The 16516-nt window shown below is 66.1% G+C and carries 19 protein-coding genes; 2 read left to right on the top strand and 17 right to left on the bottom strand.

Features of this window, described 5'->3' with window-relative positions; translation table 11 throughout:
* Positions 1-40: 40 nt before the first annotated feature.
* The 7 genes from H292_RS0115810 to H292_RS0115780 all read right to left on the bottom strand — a co-directional run bounded on the left by H292_RS0115810 (position 41) and on the right by H292_RS0115780 (position 7369).
* A complete protein-coding gene (locus tag H292_RS0115810; RefSeq protein ID WP_020112019.1) occupies positions 41-976 on the bottom strand; it encodes a TM2 domain-containing protein in 936 nt (311 codons plus the stop codon).
* A 3-nt stretch (positions 977-979) separates the two neighbouring features.
* Complete coding sequence (gene lgt, locus H292_RS0115805; RefSeq protein ID WP_020112018.1) at positions 980-2014, bottom strand: prolipoprotein diacylglyceryl transferase; 1035 nt, start codon at positions 2012-2014, stop codon at positions 980-982.
* On the bottom strand, positions 2014-2817 hold the full coding sequence (gene trpA, locus H292_RS0115800; protein WP_020112017.1) for a tryptophan synthase subunit alpha: 804 nt from the start codon (positions 2815-2817) through the stop codon (positions 2014-2016). Before trpA ends, lgt begins: the two co-directional genes overlap by 1 nt.
* Positions 2814-4127, bottom strand: coding sequence for a tryptophan synthase subunit beta (gene trpB, locus H292_RS0115795; RefSeq protein ID WP_020112016.1), 1314 nt, complete (start codon positions 4125-4127; stop codon positions 2814-2816). Before trpB ends, trpA begins: the two co-directional genes overlap by 4 nt.
* A gap of 72 nt (positions 4128-4199) precedes the next feature.
* On the bottom strand, positions 4200-5009 hold the full coding sequence (trpC, locus tag H292_RS0115790; RefSeq protein ID WP_020112015.1) for an indole-3-glycerol phosphate synthase TrpC: 810 nt from the start codon (positions 5007-5009) through the stop codon (positions 4200-4202).
* A gap of 78 nt (positions 5010-5087) precedes the next feature.
* Entirely contained in the window at positions 5088-5786 is a 699-nt protein-coding gene (locus tag H292_RS0115785) for a TIGR02234 family membrane protein (protein ID WP_020112014.1), read from the bottom strand.
* Positions 5783-7369: an anthranilate synthase component I gene (locus H292_RS0115780; protein ID WP_019665859.1), complete on the bottom strand. Its 1587-nt coding sequence runs from the start codon at positions 7367-7369 to the stop codon at positions 5783-5785. Before H292_RS0115780 ends, H292_RS0115785 begins: the two co-directional genes overlap by 4 nt.
* A 79-nt stretch (positions 7370-7448) precedes the next feature.
* Here H292_RS0115780 and H292_RS0115775 point away from each other — a divergent pair, with 79 nt between their 5' ends.
* On the top strand, positions 7449-7913 hold the full coding sequence (locus tag H292_RS0115775) for a peroxiredoxin (protein ID WP_020112013.1): 465 nt from the start codon (positions 7449-7451) through the stop codon (positions 7911-7913).
* 93 nt (positions 7914-8006) lie between these two features.
* Positions 8007-8504 carry a MarR family winged helix-turn-helix transcriptional regulator gene (locus H292_RS0115770; protein WP_019665861.1) on the top strand — a complete coding sequence of 166 codons (498 nt, stop codon included), beginning with the start codon at positions 8007-8009 and terminating at the stop codon, positions 8502-8504.
* A gap of 5 nt (positions 8505-8509) precedes the next feature.
* Here the strand turns inward: H292_RS0115770 and hisI are convergent, their stop codons facing one another.
* Genes hisI through hisD form a run of 10 tightly spaced genes read right to left on the bottom strand, consistent with a single transcriptional unit; the run spans position 8510 to position 16471 of the window.
* Complete coding sequence (gene hisI, locus H292_RS0115765) at positions 8510-8848, bottom strand: phosphoribosyl-AMP cyclohydrolase (RefSeq protein WP_019665862.1); 339 nt, start codon at positions 8846-8848, stop codon at positions 8510-8512.
* 58 nt (positions 8849-8906) lie between these two features.
* Positions 8907-9680, bottom strand: coding sequence for an imidazole glycerol phosphate synthase subunit HisF (gene hisF, locus H292_RS0115760; RefSeq protein ID WP_020112012.1), 774 nt, complete (start codon positions 9678-9680; stop codon positions 8907-8909).
* A complete protein-coding gene (locus H292_RS0115755; protein ID WP_027498860.1) occupies positions 9677-10507 on the bottom strand; it encodes an inositol monophosphatase family protein in 831 nt (276 codons plus the stop codon). The genes hisF and H292_RS0115755 overlap by 4 nt, the downstream gene beginning before the upstream one ends.
* 27 nt (positions 10508-10534) lie before the next feature.
* Positions 10535-11269 (bottom strand): bifunctional 1-(5-phosphoribosyl)-5-((5-phosphoribosylamino)methylideneamino)imidazole-4-carboxamide isomerase/phosphoribosylanthranilate isomerase PriA, encoded by a 735-nt coding sequence (gene priA, locus H292_RS0115750; protein ID WP_026347902.1) that lies wholly within the window; start codon positions 11267-11269, stop codon positions 10535-10537.
* 32 nt (positions 11270-11301) lie between these two features.
* Entirely contained in the window at positions 11302-11550 is a 249-nt protein-coding gene (locus H292_RS0115745) for a hypothetical protein (protein ID WP_019665866.1), read from the bottom strand.
* A gap of 11 nt (positions 11551-11561) precedes the next feature.
* Positions 11562-12191 carry an imidazole glycerol phosphate synthase subunit HisH gene (hisH, locus tag H292_RS0115740; protein ID WP_019665867.1) on the bottom strand — a complete coding sequence of 210 codons (630 nt, stop codon included), beginning with the start codon at positions 12189-12191 and terminating at the stop codon, positions 11562-11564.
* Positions 12192-12200: 9 nt separating this feature from the next.
* Positions 12201-13313: an MFS transporter gene (locus tag H292_RS0115735; RefSeq protein WP_020112010.1), complete on the bottom strand. Its 1113-nt coding sequence runs from the start codon at positions 13311-13313 to the stop codon at positions 12201-12203.
* Between the two features lie 49 nt (positions 13314-13362).
* Positions 13363-13992 (bottom strand): imidazoleglycerol-phosphate dehydratase HisB, encoded by a 630-nt coding sequence (gene hisB / locus H292_RS0115730; RefSeq protein WP_020112009.1) that lies wholly within the window; start codon positions 13990-13992, stop codon positions 13363-13365.
* Positions 13989-15104: a histidinol-phosphate transaminase gene (locus H292_RS0115725; RefSeq protein ID WP_371828574.1), complete on the bottom strand. Its 1116-nt coding sequence runs from the start codon at positions 15102-15104 to the stop codon at positions 13989-13991. Before H292_RS0115725 ends, hisB begins: the two co-directional genes overlap by 4 nt.
* 26 nt (positions 15105-15130) lie before the next feature.
* Complete coding sequence (gene hisD, locus H292_RS0115720; protein WP_020112008.1) at positions 15131-16471, bottom strand: histidinol dehydrogenase; 1341 nt, start codon at positions 16469-16471, stop codon at positions 15131-15133.
* Between the last annotated feature and the right edge of the window lie 45 nt (positions 16472-16516).

Here is a 16516-nt window from a genome sequence, read left to right as displayed (position 1 = left end):
TCCACCGGCAGGCAGCCACCAGCGAACGATGCCGGCGGATTCAGTCCCGCAGCGGGCGTCCGTTCTGATCGCGCACGTTCCCGGTGAGCATCATGATCCCGTCGATCAACGGCCAGATTCCGCCGATACCGCACGTCAACCACGTCACCGCAATCTGTGCAACGGCCATCCCTGGCTGATTCAGGTAGAACCGTCCGGCACCGAACGGACCGAGGAGTATTCCGAGCACCCCGCCGGTCACCTTCGACTTGTCGGACAACGGCTCGCCCGTCACCGGATGACGGCCGTAGGGAGCGACGGGATCCACACCGTACGGTCCCACGGCATACGCGGGTGGCACGGGATACCCGGGCGGCGGACCGTAGCCATCCGGAGCACCGTAGCCCGGTTGCGGACCGTAACCCTGTGGACCGAAACCCCGTGGAGCACCGAAACCCTGCGGAGCACCGAAACCCTGCTGGGGACCGTAGCCCTGGGATCCGCCATAACCCTGCTGCGGACCGTAACCCTGTCCGTCGTACGGGCCCGGTTGCGGATAGTTCGGATCCGGCGGGCCGTACACGGGGCCGCCCGGTGCGCCGAATGCAGTCGTCGGTGAATCCGCTTGGTAAGGCGGGTAACCCTGAGAATCAGGGGCGTGCGCGGCCGTCGGATCACCGGCCGCGGACGCGCGCTTGCCCAGATCGACCGTCGGCTGCGGTGTGGTGTCCGGAGTGCTGGGCGGCGGGTAGCTGGGACTTTCACCCCAACCCGGACCGTTCCCGACCCCGGAGTGGACGTCCCAGCCTGGGCCGGACCCGGAACCGGAGCCGACGGCTCCCGTCACCGGGCCTGCCTCCGAGGTGGCAGGCGGCTCGGACAGCGACGCCTCGGCGGTTGCGTCGTAGTCGAACGACGAGGCGAACTCGGGCCGCGACTCGGTGCCGTCGGATGCGCTACCGGAACCGGATTCCTGATTCTTGTCGGACTCGCTCACCGGTCACTCCTTGTTCGAGGTGGACTGCGCATCGGTCCCCGGCGCCGCGTTGTCGCCGGACGGAACCTCGGCGGCATCGTCGCCGTCGGATAGTTCGTCCCCGGACCTGTCCTCGCCTTCGGACCTGTCGCCGGCCGCGGACCGGTCGTCGTCGAACCTGTCGTCGTCGGACCGGAGCGATGCCGGGTCCTCGCGGCCCTTGGTGGCGAGGACGAAGTACAGCACGGCAAGCACGAACACGATGGCCGACGTGAAGCTGTTGATGCGGATGCCTGCGATGTGGGTGGCGTAGTCGTCGCGCATGAGCTCGACCCAGAACCGACCTGCGCAGTACCCCGCAACATAGAGTGCGAACAGACGACCGTGGCCGATCGAGAACCTGCGGTCCACGACGACCAGCAGCGCCACGACGGCGAGACTCCACAGCAGTTCGTACAGGAACGTCGGATGGACGATCTTCTCCACGACGCCTGTCGACACTCCGGTGAGTTGATCGATGCGGCCCGAGTCGTTCACGCGCTCGTAGATCTCGAGTCCCCACGGCACCGTCGTGTGACGGCCGTACAGTTCCTGGTTGAAATAGTTACCGATGCGGCCGATGGCCTGAGCCAGCAGAATCGGAGGACCCACGGCGTCGCCGAACGCGGGCAACGGAATTCCTCGTCGCCTGCACGCGATCCAGGCGCCGACACCACCGAGAAGCACCGCGCCCCAGATTCCGAGGCCGCCCTCCCACACCTTGAGTGCCCGCACGGGATCGCCACCTGGACCGAAGTACGTGCTCCAGTCGGTCGCCACGTGATAGAGCCGCCCGCCCAGCAGACCGAACGGGACCGCCCACACGGCGACGTCGAGAACCGTGCCCTTCGTGCCTCCACGAGCAACCCACCGGCGATCGCCCCACACGATGGCAACGACGATCCCGACGATGATGAACAGTGCGTACGCACGCAGAGCCAGAGGCCCGACGTACCAGACTCCCTGAGGAGGACTGGGAATGTACGCGAGTACTGCGGACGACGCGGAGCTGCCGGACATCACGACGCCACGTTAGCGGATCGGACGCCTTCGGCGAGTTCCGACGTGAGCTCGGCGACCGCATCCAGGCCGCGGTCCACGGCGCTGACGAGCGCTGATCCGACGATGACCGCGTCGGCGAACTGCGCGATCTCGGCAGCTTGCGCACCCGACCGGACACCGAGGCCGACGCCCACCGGAATGTCCGAGTGGCGACGAATACGGGCCGTCAGTTCGGGCGCCGCCGAGGACACGGCATCGCGGGCGCCGGTGACACCCATCGTCGACGCGGCGTAGACGAACCCGCGGCTCGCCGCGACCGTGCTGGCGATACGCTCCTCCGTCGACGACGGCGCGACGAGGAAGATGCGGTCGAGGTCATGTCTGTCCGACGCTTCGATCCACTCCCCTGCCTCGTCGGGGATGAGATCGGGCGTGATGATGCCGAGCCCTCCTGCGGCCGCGAGATCACGAGCGAACGCGTCGATCCCGTAGCGCATGACCAAGTTCCAGTACGTCATCACCACGGCCTTGCCACCCGCCGCGGAAACCTTTTCCACGACGGTGAACACGTCGCGAACCCGTGCACCCGCTCGCAGGGCGGTGTCGGCCGCGGCCTGGATCGTCGGTCCGTCCATGACCGGATCCGAATACGGAATCCCGACCTCGACGATGTCGCAACCGGCCGAGACCATGGTCTGGAACACCTCGATCGACTCGGGCACCGTCGGGAATCCTGCAGGCAGATACCCGACGAGAGCAGCGCGATTCTCCGAGCGGCACTGTGCGAACGTGTCCGCGAGCCTCGAACGTCGTTCGGTCATGCTTTCTCGCCCTTCTCGCCGTCTACTTCTGCATCACCGTCACCGTCGACCAGGCCGAACCACTCCGCCGCGGTGTCGACGTCCTTGTCGCCGCGACCGGATAGGTTGACCAGGACGATGGCACCCTCACCGAGTTCCTTGCCCAGCTTCAACGCTCCGGCCACCGCGTGTGCGGACTCGATGGCAGGGATGATTCCTTCGGTACGACTCAGCAGCCGGAACGCGTTCATCGCCTCGGTGTCGGTGATGCCGCGGTACTCGGCACGGCCGATGTCGTTGAGGTACGAGTGCTCCGGACCGACACCCGGATAGTCCAGCCCGGCCGAGATGGAGTGCGATTCGATGGTCTGCCCGTCCTCGTCCTGCAGCAGGTACGAGTAGGTGCCGTGCAACGTACCGGGCGAACCACCACTGATCGTCGCGGCGTGCCTGCCTGTCTCCACGCCATCGCCCGCTGCTTCGAATCCGATCAGACGCACCGACGGATCGTCGATGAAGGCATGGAAGATTCCGATGGCGTTCGATCCGCCACCGACGCAGGCGGCGATGGCGTCGGGCAACCGCCCGGTGGACGCTTGAACCTGCTGCCGCGCTTCGAGTCCGATGATGCGCTGGAAATCGCGCACCATAGCCGGGAAGGGATGCGGCCCGGCGACGGTGCCGAAGCAGTAGTACGTGTTGTCCGCGTGGGCAACCCAATCCCGCAGCGCCTCGTTGATCGCATCCTTCAGGGTTCGCGAACCGGATTTCACCGCGACAACCGAGGATCCGAGCAACCGCATGCGGGCGACGTTCAGAGCCTGACGCTCGGTGTCGACCTCACCCATGTACACGACGCAGTCGAGACCGAGCAGAGCGCACGCGGTTGCTGTGGCGACACCGTGTTGTCCCGCACCGGTTTCCGCGATGACCCGCGTCTTACCCATACGCTTGGCCAGAAGAACCTGACCGAGCACATTGTTGATCTTGTGAGATCCGGTGTGGTTGAGGTCTTCTCGCTTGAGGAGAATGCGCGCACCGCCTGCGTGCTCGGACAGACGGGTCGCCTCGAACACAGGGGACGGCCGTCCGGTGTAATCACGCTGGAGTCGATCGAGCTCGCCGAGGAACTCGTTGTTTGAGCGAACCTTGTCGTACTCGGCGGTGACCTCTTCGATGACGCCCATGAGCGCCTCGGGCACGAACCGGCCACCGTAGACGCCGAAGTGCCCACCTACGTCGGGATCGTGTTGGCTACGGTCGGTCAACCCCAGACTGCTCTGAGGAAGATCGCCGCCCTTGAAACCGGGGTTCGTCTGCGCGCTGCTCACCCGAACAGTCTGCCCCAGCGGCCGCCGGCGGCGACCATCGGGGCAGGATCGATCGGACGGTGGACTTGCCTGTCAGCGAGCGGGGCGAGGGCAGGACGGGTGTGTGCCCGCAGTGACGAGATCCGACACGGCCGTGCGTGGATCACCGCTGGTGACCAAACCTTCTCCGACCAGTACGGCGTCCGCTCCTGCACCTGCGTAGGCCAGGAGATCTGCGGTTCCGCGTACACCGGACTCGGCAATGCGGATGACCTCGCTGGGCAGCCCGGGGGCGATGCGACCGAAGCTATCACGATCGATTTCCAGCGTCTTCAGGTTGCGGGCGTTGATTCCGATCACCCGGGCACCCGCTTCGAGCGCCCTGTCGGCCTCGGCTTCGGTGTGAACCTCGACGAGCGCGGTCATTCCGAGCGACTCCGTGCGATCGAGCAACGACACGAGCGCGTCCTGCTCCAGCGCCGCGACGATCAGCAGAATCACGTCGGCGCCGTGCGCCCGCGCCTCGTGAATCTGGTACGGACCGACGATGAAGTCCTTGCGCAACACCGGAATACTCACGGCCTTGCGTACGGCGTCCAAGTCTGCGAGCGAGCCGTGGAACCGACGTTCCTCCGTGAGCACACTGATGATGCGTGCACCGCCCTGCTCGTACGCCTGGGCGAGTGTGGCGGGATCACCGATCTCGGCGAGCGCGCCCTTCGACGGACTTGCCCGCTTGACCTCGGCGATGACACCGATTCCGTCCTCGTGCAGCGCTGCCGTCGCGTTCAGCGGTGCGGGTGCTTTTGCCGCTGCCGCCTTCACGGTCGCGAAGTCGACAACCGACTCCCGGGCAGCGACATCGGCTCGCACACCGTCCAGAATCGAATCGAGAACAGTCATGGTGACCCGAGTCCTTTCCCATCGATGACCTGATGTGAGAAAACTCATTTCAGGCCTGTCCTAGCGTAGTCGGCAGCTTCAGTCTTCTTTTCTCCGGGTGCCCGACGGGTCGGTGGGGTCCTCACCGGCGTCGAGTGCGTCCCACAGCATTCGTTCCGTCAAGTCTTCCCCCTCGTCGTTCGAAGCGGCCCGGTCCGTGGCCGACGATGCTGCCGCTGATGCTCGCCGTGCCACTTCCTCACGACGCGCAGCGGGTGCGTCGTACTTCGAAGACAGTACCTTCCGTGCGGTCGGTTTCCTAAGCAGCATGACGGCGGCGAGCGCCGCGCACAGTGCGCCCACCAGTGCGACGACCGCGGGCAACGTGAACGCCTCCGCGCCGACCACGTCCGCGCGCCCGGGAAGCTCGGCCAGATCCGCAGCCCTCGCCTCCGACACGTCCGAGACCAGAGCCTGCACTGCAGGAATCCCTGCCCCGACCGCCACGAGCCCCACGAGAACCGCGAGAACGCGAGAAGCCCACCCCCGCACCGCGAACGACGCGGCAACCGCCGCCACCAACGCCAGCGCCAACGGAGTCGATGCCGCTGCCCACGTGCTTCCGAGGAGATCCGTCGCGCGGTCCTCGCCGAGCCCGTCGGACGAGATCACGTGAACCCACGTCATCCGCGAACTCCCCCACAGACAGAGCGCCCCGACGAGCATCGCGACGACGGGGATCGCCGCAGCTCTCGATTTCGCCGGTCGCCCGGTGCCCGACGCCGGAGCTGCGGTCACTTCTCGTTCCCTCCCGCCGCATCGTTGCCGACGGCTCGGAGGGATTCGGCCGCGGCAACGGCGCCCAGAACCGCCATCGCCTTGTTCCGTGCCTCGGTGTCCTCGTACTCTGCGACCGAGTCGGCGACCACACCCGCTCCGGCCTGTACATAGGCCGTGCCGTCTTTCATCAGAGCCGTGCGAATCGCGATCGCAGTGTCGGCGTCACCGGAAAAGTCCAGGTATCCGACGATGCCGCCGTACACACCACGCCGCGTCGGTTCGAGTTCGTCGATCAACTCCATCGCGCGCACCTTCGGCGCACCGGACAGCGTTCCTGCCGGGAAGCACGCCTTGACTGCATCGAGTGCCTGCTTGTCTTCGGCCAGATGTCCCGAGACGACGGACACCAAATGCATGACGTGGCTGTATCGCTCGATGTGGCGATAGTCGTGCACCCGCACGGTGCCCGGCGTGCACACGCGCCCCAAGTCGTTGCGACCGAGATCGACCAGCATCAGGTGCTCGGCGTTCTCCTTCTCGTCCGCCAGGAGGTCCTTCTCGAGGAGGATGTCCTCCTCCTCGGACTCGCCTCGCCACCTCGTACCGGCGATCGGGTGAGTCGTGGCGACACCGTCGACGACGGTCACGAGAGCTTCGGGGCTGGATCCGACGATCGAGAACGCGGTCTCGCCGTCCTCGCCCGGCACGTGCAGCAGGTACATGTACGGGCTGGGATTCGACGCTCGAAGCATGCGATACACGTCGAGCGGCGTGGCGTCGGTGTCCATTTCGAATCGCTGCGACAGCACCACCTGGAAGGCTTCGCCCGCCTCGATTTCCTTCACGAGCCTGTCGACGTCCCGTCCGAATCCTTCGGACGTGCGCTGACGGCGGTAGTCCGGCTTGGGTCGGCTCACCGTCGACACGGTCGAGGGTGCGGGCGCCGCGAGATCCGCGCACATTCGGTCCAGTCTGCGAACTGCGTCGTCGTACGCCTCGTCGACACGATCGTCCGTGCCGTCCCAGTTCACCGCGTTGGCGATGAGAGTGATCGCGCCTTCGTGGTGATCGACGGCCGCGAGATCGGTTGCCAGCAGCATCACCATCTCCGGCACCTGCAGGTCGTCCTGAGCGTGCTCCGGCAGCTTCTCGATACGCCGAACAGCGTCGTACCCCATGTAGCCGACCATGCCGCCCGTCAACGGCGGCAGATCGGGAAGCCGTTCCGAGCGCAGTAGTTCGAGCGTCCTTCCCAGAACGTCCAGCGGGTTGCCGCCGGTCGGGACGCCCGCGGGGACGTTGCCGCGCCACACCGCCTCACCGTCGGCCGTCGTCAACGCTGCAGGTGTTCCTGCACCGATGAACGACCACCGTGACCAGGACCGGCCGTTCTCGGCGGACTCGAACAGAAACGTGCCCGGCCGGTCGCCACCGAGCTTGCGGTAGGCGGACAGTGGGGTCTCCGAGTCCGCGAGAACCTTGCGCACCACCGGCACCACTCGGTGCTCGGCTGCGAGCGCCCGAAAGACCTCGCGACTGGTTGTCGATTCCGCATCCGGATCGGAGTGGACGCCGGGCAGGGTGGTGGTCTCGCCATGCATGCGTCCATCCTCCCAGGTGCCCGACAGAAGGTGTGGTGCGCGGTGGTCTTCGAACTTACCGAGCGGTAGCGTCGCAGGAATGAAACCAGGAGATCGTGCAGAGAACTTCACGTTGCCGGACCAGAGCGGAACCCCGCAATCGCTCGACACGCTGCTGCAGAACGGGCCCGTGGTGCTGTTCTTCTACCCCGGCGCACTCACACCGGGCTGCACCGTCGAAGCCTGCCACTTCCGCGACCTCGCCGCCGAGTTCGCCGAGGCCGGTGCCACTCGCGTGGGAATCAGCACCGATGCAATTTCCAAGCAGGCCGAGTTCGCCGACGTGAAGTCCTTCGACTATCCGCTGCTGTCGGACGAGTCCGGCGCCGTCGCCACACAGTTCGGAGTGCGACGCGGCCTGCTCGGCAAGCTGTCCCCGGTCAAGCGGGCAACGTTCGTCATCGACACGGACCGGACCGTTCTCGACGTCTTCACCAGCGAATTCAGGTTCGAGGCGCACGCCGACCACGCGCTGGAGTTCGTTCGGAACCGCTCGAAGGCATAGCCACCGCACGGGGCGCTAACGTGAACCTTCAATCGAGTGAAACACTGTGTTGACTACAACCAACTGTTCGCTCGAAAGAAGGGTTGCCCCGCGATGGCCGAGTCGGTAGACCACTCCGAACCACGCTGGCTCACCGACAGCCAACAAGAGGCCTGGCGCTCCGTAGTCGCGATCATCACCCGACTCCCCGCGGCTCTGGACACGCAGCTCCAGCGCGACTCCTCGCTGACACACTTCGACTACTTCGTGTTGTCCGTGCTGTCCGAGGACCCGAACCGGCGAATCCAGCTGCGCGACCTCGCCAAATTCGCCAACGCATCGTTGTCGAGGTTGTCCCACGTGGTGACCAAGCTCGAGAAGATCGGCTGGGTACGCCGCGAGAGCATCGAAGGCTCACGTGGCAGCTACGCCGTCCTCACGGACGCAGGAATGGACAAAGTCGTCGAATCGGCACCAGGCCACGTCGCCACCGTCCAAGCCCTGCTGTTCGAAGGACTCGACGACGACCAGGTCACCGCACTCGGCCGACTCAGCTCCACCATCCTCACCCAACTCGACAAGGGCATTGCCGAAGGCACAGGCAAAGCCTGACTGCACTAGCTCAACAGCACGTCGGCATCGAAGCAGGTGTGGTCACCGGTGTGACAGGCGCCGCCTTCTTGATCGACGACGAGGAGAACGGTGTCTCCGTCGCAGTCGAGTCGAACCTCGTGGACGTACTGGGTGTGGCCGGACGTCTCGCCCTTCACCCAGTACTCCTGCCGCGAACGCGAATAGTAGGTTCCCTTGCGCGTTTCCAGCGTCCGAGCCAGGGCTTCGTCGTCCATCCAGGCGACCATCAGAACGTCACCGGACGACTTCTCCTGAGCTACGGCGCTGACGAGACCCGCCTCGTTGCGTTTGAGGCGTGCCGCGATAGCGGGGTCGAGACTCATGACAACCGTTATACCTCTCGAATCGACAGCGACACCCTCGGTACGACCGAGGGGCGCATCACCTGACGACGATGCCGTCGCTGCGCATTGCGTCCTTGACCTGGGAGATCGTGAGATCCCCGAAGTGGAAGACGCTGGCCGCGAGGACTGCGTCCGCGCCTGCCCTCACCGCCGGCGGGAAATGCTCGACCAGTCCTGCTCCGCCGCTGGCGATCACCGGCACGTGCACGGCTCGACGAACCTCTGCGATCATCGGCAGATCGAAACCCGCCTTGGTTCCGTCCGCGTCCATCGAGTTCAGCAGAATTTCGCCGACACCCAGTTCGGCACCACGAACCGCCCACTCGACAGCATCGATGCCCGTGCCGCGCTTTCCACCGTGCGTCGTCACTTCCCAACTCGACGGTGTGTCCTGCCCGCCGGTCGGCACGGTCCTCGCGTCCACCGACAGCACGATGCACTGTGATCCGAACCGTTCGCTCAGTTCGCGGAGAAGCTCCGGGCGCGCGATGGCGGCGGTGTTCACGCTCACCTTGTCCGCGCCTGCACGCAGCAGCCTGTCGACGTCCGCGACGGTGCGCACTCCCCCGCCGACGGTCAGCGGAATGAACACCTGCTCAGCAGTTCGGCTGACGACGTCGAGCATCGTTGCGCGGTCCGAAGTGGACGCGGTGACGTCCAGGAACGTCAATTCGTCGGCACCTTGGGCGTCGTAGGCCGCCGCGAGTTCCACGGGATCGCCTGCGTCCCGCAGGTTCTCGAAGTTCACGCCTTTCACGACGCGGCCTGCGTCGACATCGAGGCACGGGATGACACGTACGGCGACGCTCATCGCACTCGTCCTTCCAGGAAATCGGCGGGATCACCGAGGTCGGTGATGACCTTCAGCAGTTCGTCGTGTGCTCCGGGAGAGGCAGCGAGCACCGACGTCGAATCGACGGTCCACGGCTCACCCGCCAGGTCGGTGACCACGCCGCCTGCTGCCTGCACCAGCAGCGCGCCCGCCGCGTTGTCCCACGCACGGTGACCGAACACGACGCATCCGCCGAGCACTCCGCTCGCCGTGTAGGCGAGGTCGACGCCGGTGGCACCGTGCATACGCAAGCGGGAGGACACCTTCGACAGCTCTTCGAGGATTCGCACCCGGTACAGGCCTGGCGTGCGGCCTCGGCTGGCGATGTTGAACGCACCGAACCCGATCATCGAATCCGACAGTGCGCGACTGCCCAGTCTCGGCAATGCCTCACCGTTCAGGTGCACCTGCCCACCGGCTGCCGCCGTGAACCGGTGCCCGACGAGCGGGAGCCAGGTCAACCCGAGCACCGGCACGCCGTTGTGCAGCAACGCCAACAACGTTCCGGCCGAGGGCAATCCGGCCGAGTAATTGAACGTCCCGTCGATGGGGTCGAGGACCCACACCGTGCCCGTACTCAGATCCGGCCCGCCGAACTCTTCACCGTGAACCGCAATCCCGGTGTGCTCGACCAGTTCTGCGGACAACCGCTTCTCCAGTTCGAGATCGACCGCGGTCGCGAAGTCGTCCGGCCCCTTCTGCACCGCGCTCGGAGCACCGACGCCCGCGACGAAGCGGTCGTGGGTACCGTCGAGCAAACGACCGGCGATCTCCAGCAACCGTTGCGGGTCCTCGGGCAGGCTCATCGATGAAATGTCTCTCGTCTTCCGGTACTAGCGGGACACGGCCGCGAGGGCGTCGGGCAATGTGAATCGGCCCGCGTACAGCGCTTTACCGACGATCGAGCCTTCGACTCCCTCGGGTACCAGCGACGCGATCGCGCGGAGGTCCTCGATCGTGGAGACGCCTCCGGACGCGATGACCGGCTTGTCGGTCTTCTCGCACATCTGGCGAAGCAGGTCGAGATTCGGTCCGGTGAGTGTGCCGTCCTTCGTCACGTCGGTGACGACGTACCGGGAGCAACCGTCGCGCTCGAGCCGCTCGAGAACCTCCCACAGATCACCGCCGTCGCTGACCCACCCGCGGCCACGCAGACGGTTCTGCCCCTCGACGATCAGCACGTCCAGCCCGACGGCGACCCTGTCGCCGAACTCGCCGATCGCCCGCGAGCACCACTCCGGGTCCTCCAACGCAGCGGTTCCGAGATTGACACGCGCACAACCCGTCGCGAGCGCCGCACGAAGCGACTCGTCGTCGCGAATTCCGCCGGACAGTTCCACCTTCACGTCGAGTTCGCCGACGACCTCGGCCAGCAACTCACGGTTGGATCCACGACCGAACGCGGCGTCGAGGTCCACGAGATGGACCCATTCGGCACCGTCGTTCTGCCATGCGAGGGCGGCGTCACGAGGCGATCCGTACTTGGTTTCGCTCCCCGCCTCTCCCTGAACGAGACGGACAGCTTCGCCGCCTGCGACATCGACAGCAGGCAATAAGACCAGGCTCACGTGCGATTATGCTACTGCCATCGACGACGCCGTCAGCGCTCAGGGTCTCCGCTGCCGTCCTCGACCGAACCCTCTGCGCCCAGACCGCGGCGAGTCATGCGTGTGGACACCACACCCATCGCGGTGATCGCCGCAGCGATTCCGATGGCAACGATCAAGAGCCCGACTCCAGGCCCCGGTCGCACGACGGCGACGATCGCGGTGGTGACGACGAGAACCAGCGTCGCGCTCCCGAGGGAGGCGACGGCCAGACGCCCGAACGAGAACTCCCGGTCGCTCACCTAGGCCGTGCTCACAGCGAGTCGATCCAGTTCTTCAGCAGCGCGGCCCCCGCGTCACCGGACTTCTCCGGATGGAACTGCGTAGCGGACAACGGACCGTTCTCGACGGCGGCGAGGAAATCACCGCCGTGATCGGCCCACGTCAGCAGAGGTGCGGCAATGGTGTCGCCGACGTCCATCTCCCACTTCTGGGTTGCGTAGGAGTGCACGAAGTAGAACCGCGTATCGGCGTCGATACCGTCGAACAGAACGCTCTTCTCCGGTGCTCGGACGGTGTTCCAGCCCATGTGCGGCAGCACGTCCGCCTGCAGTCGTTCGACGGTCCCCGGCCACTCACCGCAACCAGCGGCCGACGTTCCGAATTCCACGCCACGGTCGAACATGATCTGCATTCCGACGCAGATGCCGAGGACGGGTCGACCACCGGCAAGACGTTGCCCGATGATCCGGTCTCCCTTGACTCCCAGGAGGCCCTCCATGCACGCAGCGAACGCGCCGACACCGGGCACCACCAACCCGTCGGCCGCGAGCGCGATCTTGGGATCGGCGGTGACAGTGACGTCTGCGCCCACCCGGTCGAGGGCCCGTTTCGCGGAATGCAGATTGCCCGAGCCGTAATCGAGCAGCGCGACAGACTTCATGCCGCCAGTCTATCCAGGCCTCCGCCACGTGTAGATCGCGACCACCGCGGCCATCGCGAGCGCCACCGACGCCGCCGTCGCGAATCCTGTGGCGTAGCCGACCGTCCCGACGATCACCCCGAGGGCCATGGCGCCTGCCCCGGTCCCCGCGTCGAACCCGATGTTCCAGGCGGCACTGGCCTGGCTGAATCTGTCCGGGCCGGCTGCACGGAACGTCATCACCAGGCTGTCGTTCTGGGTCGCTCCGTACCCGAGGCCGAACAGTACGGCCGCGGCGATGAACACAGCCGCGGGGTTGCGTTGTGCGACGGCGACAGCGAACAACGATCCCCCACTGAACACCAGCAGCAGCGCTGGTGCGAGAGAGCGCCCGATGCCGAGACGATCCGCCACTGCGCCCGCGCCGTAGCGTCCGATCAGCATCGAACCGCTGATCACGGCGAGGGAGACACCGATCATCGACTCCCGGCCGGGCTCGGCGATCGGCAGCAGACTGGACAACCCACCGAACGACGCAGATGCCGCCGCGACGGCGAGACACGGAATCACCAGCGCGCGTGCGGACGATCGTCCGTCGGACTTGTCCCGACGCGGCGGAGCCATCGGCCGTACCGGCGGCAGAGAAACGATCGCGAACAGCCCGCTCACCGAGACCAGCGCCCCGACGACGAACACTGCCGTCGGGGACACGGAGAACAGCACGAGGCCGAGCGGCAACGTCACCATCTGCGACAGCGCCACCGCGATGCCCTGTGCTCCAGTGGCCCGCCCCAGCAGAGCGGGCGGGGCCAACTCCGCCACCAATGCCGCACCGGCGACGGTCAACAGCCCGAAACCCACTCCGCGTACAGCGGATACAGCCAGCGCGGGCACCACAGCGGCCGACGCCACGAGGACGAGCGCGGGCACTCCGAGGAGGGTGCATCCCGCCGCGAGCACCGGCCGGTGACCGAAGCGAACTAGTAGCCGGGGAACGAAGAGCTGGGTGAGAACCGTCGTTGTCATGAACAAGGCCGTGGTTGCCCCGGCCACGGCCGCGGATCCGCCTCCGACCGACACTGCCAACGGAACGACGGGCAGGAGCAGTCCCCACCCACCGAACGCAGCCGCCCCCATGACCATCGCCGCGGGCAGCCCCTCGATCTTCAGGAGCCGAGAAGTCAAGCCGACGTCACAGACTGCCCTTGGTGGACGGAATTCCGGTGACCCGCGGGTCGTACTCGACCGCCTGCCGGAGTGCCCGTGCAACGGCCTTGAACTCGGCCTCGGTGATGTGATGCTGATCGCGTCCGTACAGAACCCGCACGTGCAGAGCGATTCTCGCGTTCATCGCCAGAGACTCGAACACGTGGCGGTTGATGACCGCGTGATACGGCACGCCCGGATAGCCACCGATGACCGAATGCACCATGTAGTCCGGCTCGCCGGTGTGCACGCAGTAAGGCCGGCCGGACACGTCGACCGACGCGTGGACCTGAGTCTCGTCCATCGGGATGAAGGCGTCACCGAAGCGAGTGATGCCGGACTTGTCCCCCAGTGCCTGACCGAGAGCTTGACCCAACACGATCGCGGTGTCCTCGACGGTGTGGTGAGCATCGATCTCCACGTCACCTTTGGCGTGCACCGTCAGATCGAATCGGCCGTGCGTGCCGAGTGCGGTCAACATGTGGTCGTAGAACGGCACACCGGTGGAGATGTCCACGATGCCCGTGCCGTCGAGGTCGATCTCGACGGTGATGTCCGATTCCTTCGTCGTGCGCTCGATGCGCGCGATCCTCGGTGCTCGCTCTGATGCGGTCATCGGTGTGCCTCTGCTCGGTCGGTGTTGTCCAGTTGTTCGTGCGCGAGTGCCGCGCTGACGTCGAGGAATCGATCGTTCTCGGCGTCGAGGCCGATCGTGGTACGTAGGTACCCGGCGATGCCGACGTCGCGAATCAACACTCCGTCGTCGAGATACCGCTTCCACGTCGCGCCCGCGTCGGAGAACCGGCCGAACAGAACGAAGTTCGCGTCGCTGGGAACGACGTCGAACCCGAGCTCGGTCAGCCGTGCCATCACCCGATCCCGCTCGGCGGACAACTGCGCCACACTCGCAAGGGTTTCCGGTGCATGCCGCAGCGCCGCCAGCGCGGCGGCCTGCGTGACGACCGACAAGTGGTACGGCAAGCGCACCAGGAACATCGCGTCGACGATGGCGGGTGCAGCGACGAGGTAACCGAGCCGCCCACCGGCGAATGCGAAGGCCTTGCTCATCGTTCGGCTCACGACGAGCTTGGACGGATACTCGTCGATCAGACCGATTCCGCTGGGCTGTGCGGAAAATTCCGCGTACGCCTCGTCGAGAATCACGATTCCGCGTGCCGCGTCGAGAATCCGACGCAGGTCCGCGGACGCGATACTGTGCCCGGTCGGGTTGTTGGGGCTGGTCACGAACACGACGTCCGGATCACGCTGGGCGATGGCGTCGACGGCACGATCGATGTCGAGCGAGAAGTCCTCGCTCCTGTTCATCTCGAGCCATTCCGTCTGGGTCCCGGACGAGATGATCGGATGCATGGAGTACGACGGCACGAACCCCAGCGATGTCCGGCCGGGTCCACCGAACGCCTGAAGAAGCTGCTGCAGAATCTCGTTGGAGCCGTTGGCGGCCCAGACGTTGCTGACGTCGACCTCGAAGCCGGTCTGACCGGTCAGGTAGGTGGCCAGTGCCGCGCGGAGTTCGACGGCATCGCGATCGGGATACCGATGTAGTTCGGCCGCGGCCACCCGGACGGACTCCGCGACGTCGTCGACGAGCGCCTGTGTCGGAGGGTGCGGATTCTCGTTCGTGTTGAGCTGCACCGGAACCGACAGTTGCGGCGCTCCGTATGCCGTCTTGCCTCGCAGGCTCTCCCGCAACGGCAACTCGTCCATCGAGACGCTCGATCCGACGACGCCGCTCACTTCGACAACCCTTCGAATCGCAACCGGACCGCCTCGCCGTGTGCCGGGAGATCCTCGGCGTTCGCGAGGGTGATCACGTGGCCTGCAACATCCTTCAATGCCGCCTCCGAGTAGTCAACGACGTGAATTCCGCGCAGGAACGTCTGCACGCTCAGACCCGACGAGTGACGCGCACAACCCGCGGTGGGCAGAACGTGATTGGACCCGGCGCAGTAGTCACCGAGACTGACCGGCGACCAGGCGCCGACGAACACTGCGCCTGCGCTGCGCACACGAGCGGCCACGGCCCGGCTGTCCGCTGTCTGGATCTCGAGGTGCTCGGCCGCGTACGTGTTCACCACGGCCAGCCCCTGATCGATGTCGTCGACGAGCACGATGCCGGATTGCTTACCGGACAGCGCCGTGGCGACGCGCTCTGCGTGCGTGGTGAACTCCAGCTGGGCGTCGAGCGCACGATCCACCGCATCGGCGAGTTCGGTGCTAGTGGTCACCAGCACGCTGGCCGCCATGACGTCGTGCTCGGCTTGGCTGATCATGTCCGCCGCGACGTGCACCGGATCGGCCGTGGAATCGGCCAGCACGGCGATTTCCGTGGGACCTGCCTCGGAATCGATGCCGATCAGAGAACGGCACAGGCGCTTGGCTGCCGTGACGTAGATGTTGCCGGGACCGGTGATCAGGTCGACCGGTTCCAGTGCGGTGCCGTCCACGTCCGTGCCGCCGTACGTGAGCAAGGCGATTCCCTGGCCGCCGCCCACTGCCCACACCTCTTCGACACCGAGTAGTTGCGCGGCAGCGAGGATCGTGGGGTGCGGTAACCCACCGAACTCTTTCTGCGGCGGGGACGCGACCACCAGCGAACCGACACCCGCGGTCTGAGCCGGAACGACGTTCATCACCACAGACGAGGGGTAGACCGCGTTTCCGCCGGGCACGTAGAGACCGACGCGCTCGACCGGGACCCACCGTTCGGTGACCGTTCCGCCTGGAACGACCTCGGTGACCGTGTCGGTGCGACGCTGATCCGCGTGCACGATCCGAGTGCGCTCGATGGCCACTTCCAGTGCTGCGCGAACCGCAGGGTCGAGCTCGGTCAGTGCCTTCTCCAGAGCCGCGGCGGGAACGCGCACACGCTCCGGACGAACACCGTCGAACTGTTCGGAGTACTCGAGCGCCGCCTCGACGCCGCGCTCCCGCACCGCCTCGACGACGGGACGAACCTGATGCAACACCGCATCGACATCCACTCCACCTCGTGGAAGCGCGCCGCGTAGTTCGGCGGTGGATGGAGTTCGGCCGCGTAGATCCACGCGGGCGAGCTCGATGCGGGCAGGCATAAGGACTCCTTGCGAAACGACGAGAAGTGACGGTTGTCGATCCTC

The organism is Rhodococcus sp. 114MFTsu3.1 (assembly GCF_000383555.1).
Lineage (GTDB): Bacteria > Actinomycetota > Actinomycetes > Mycobacteriales > Mycobacteriaceae > Rhodococcoides > Rhodococcoides fascians_E.
This window is presented reverse-complemented; position numbering and strand designations above follow the sequence as displayed.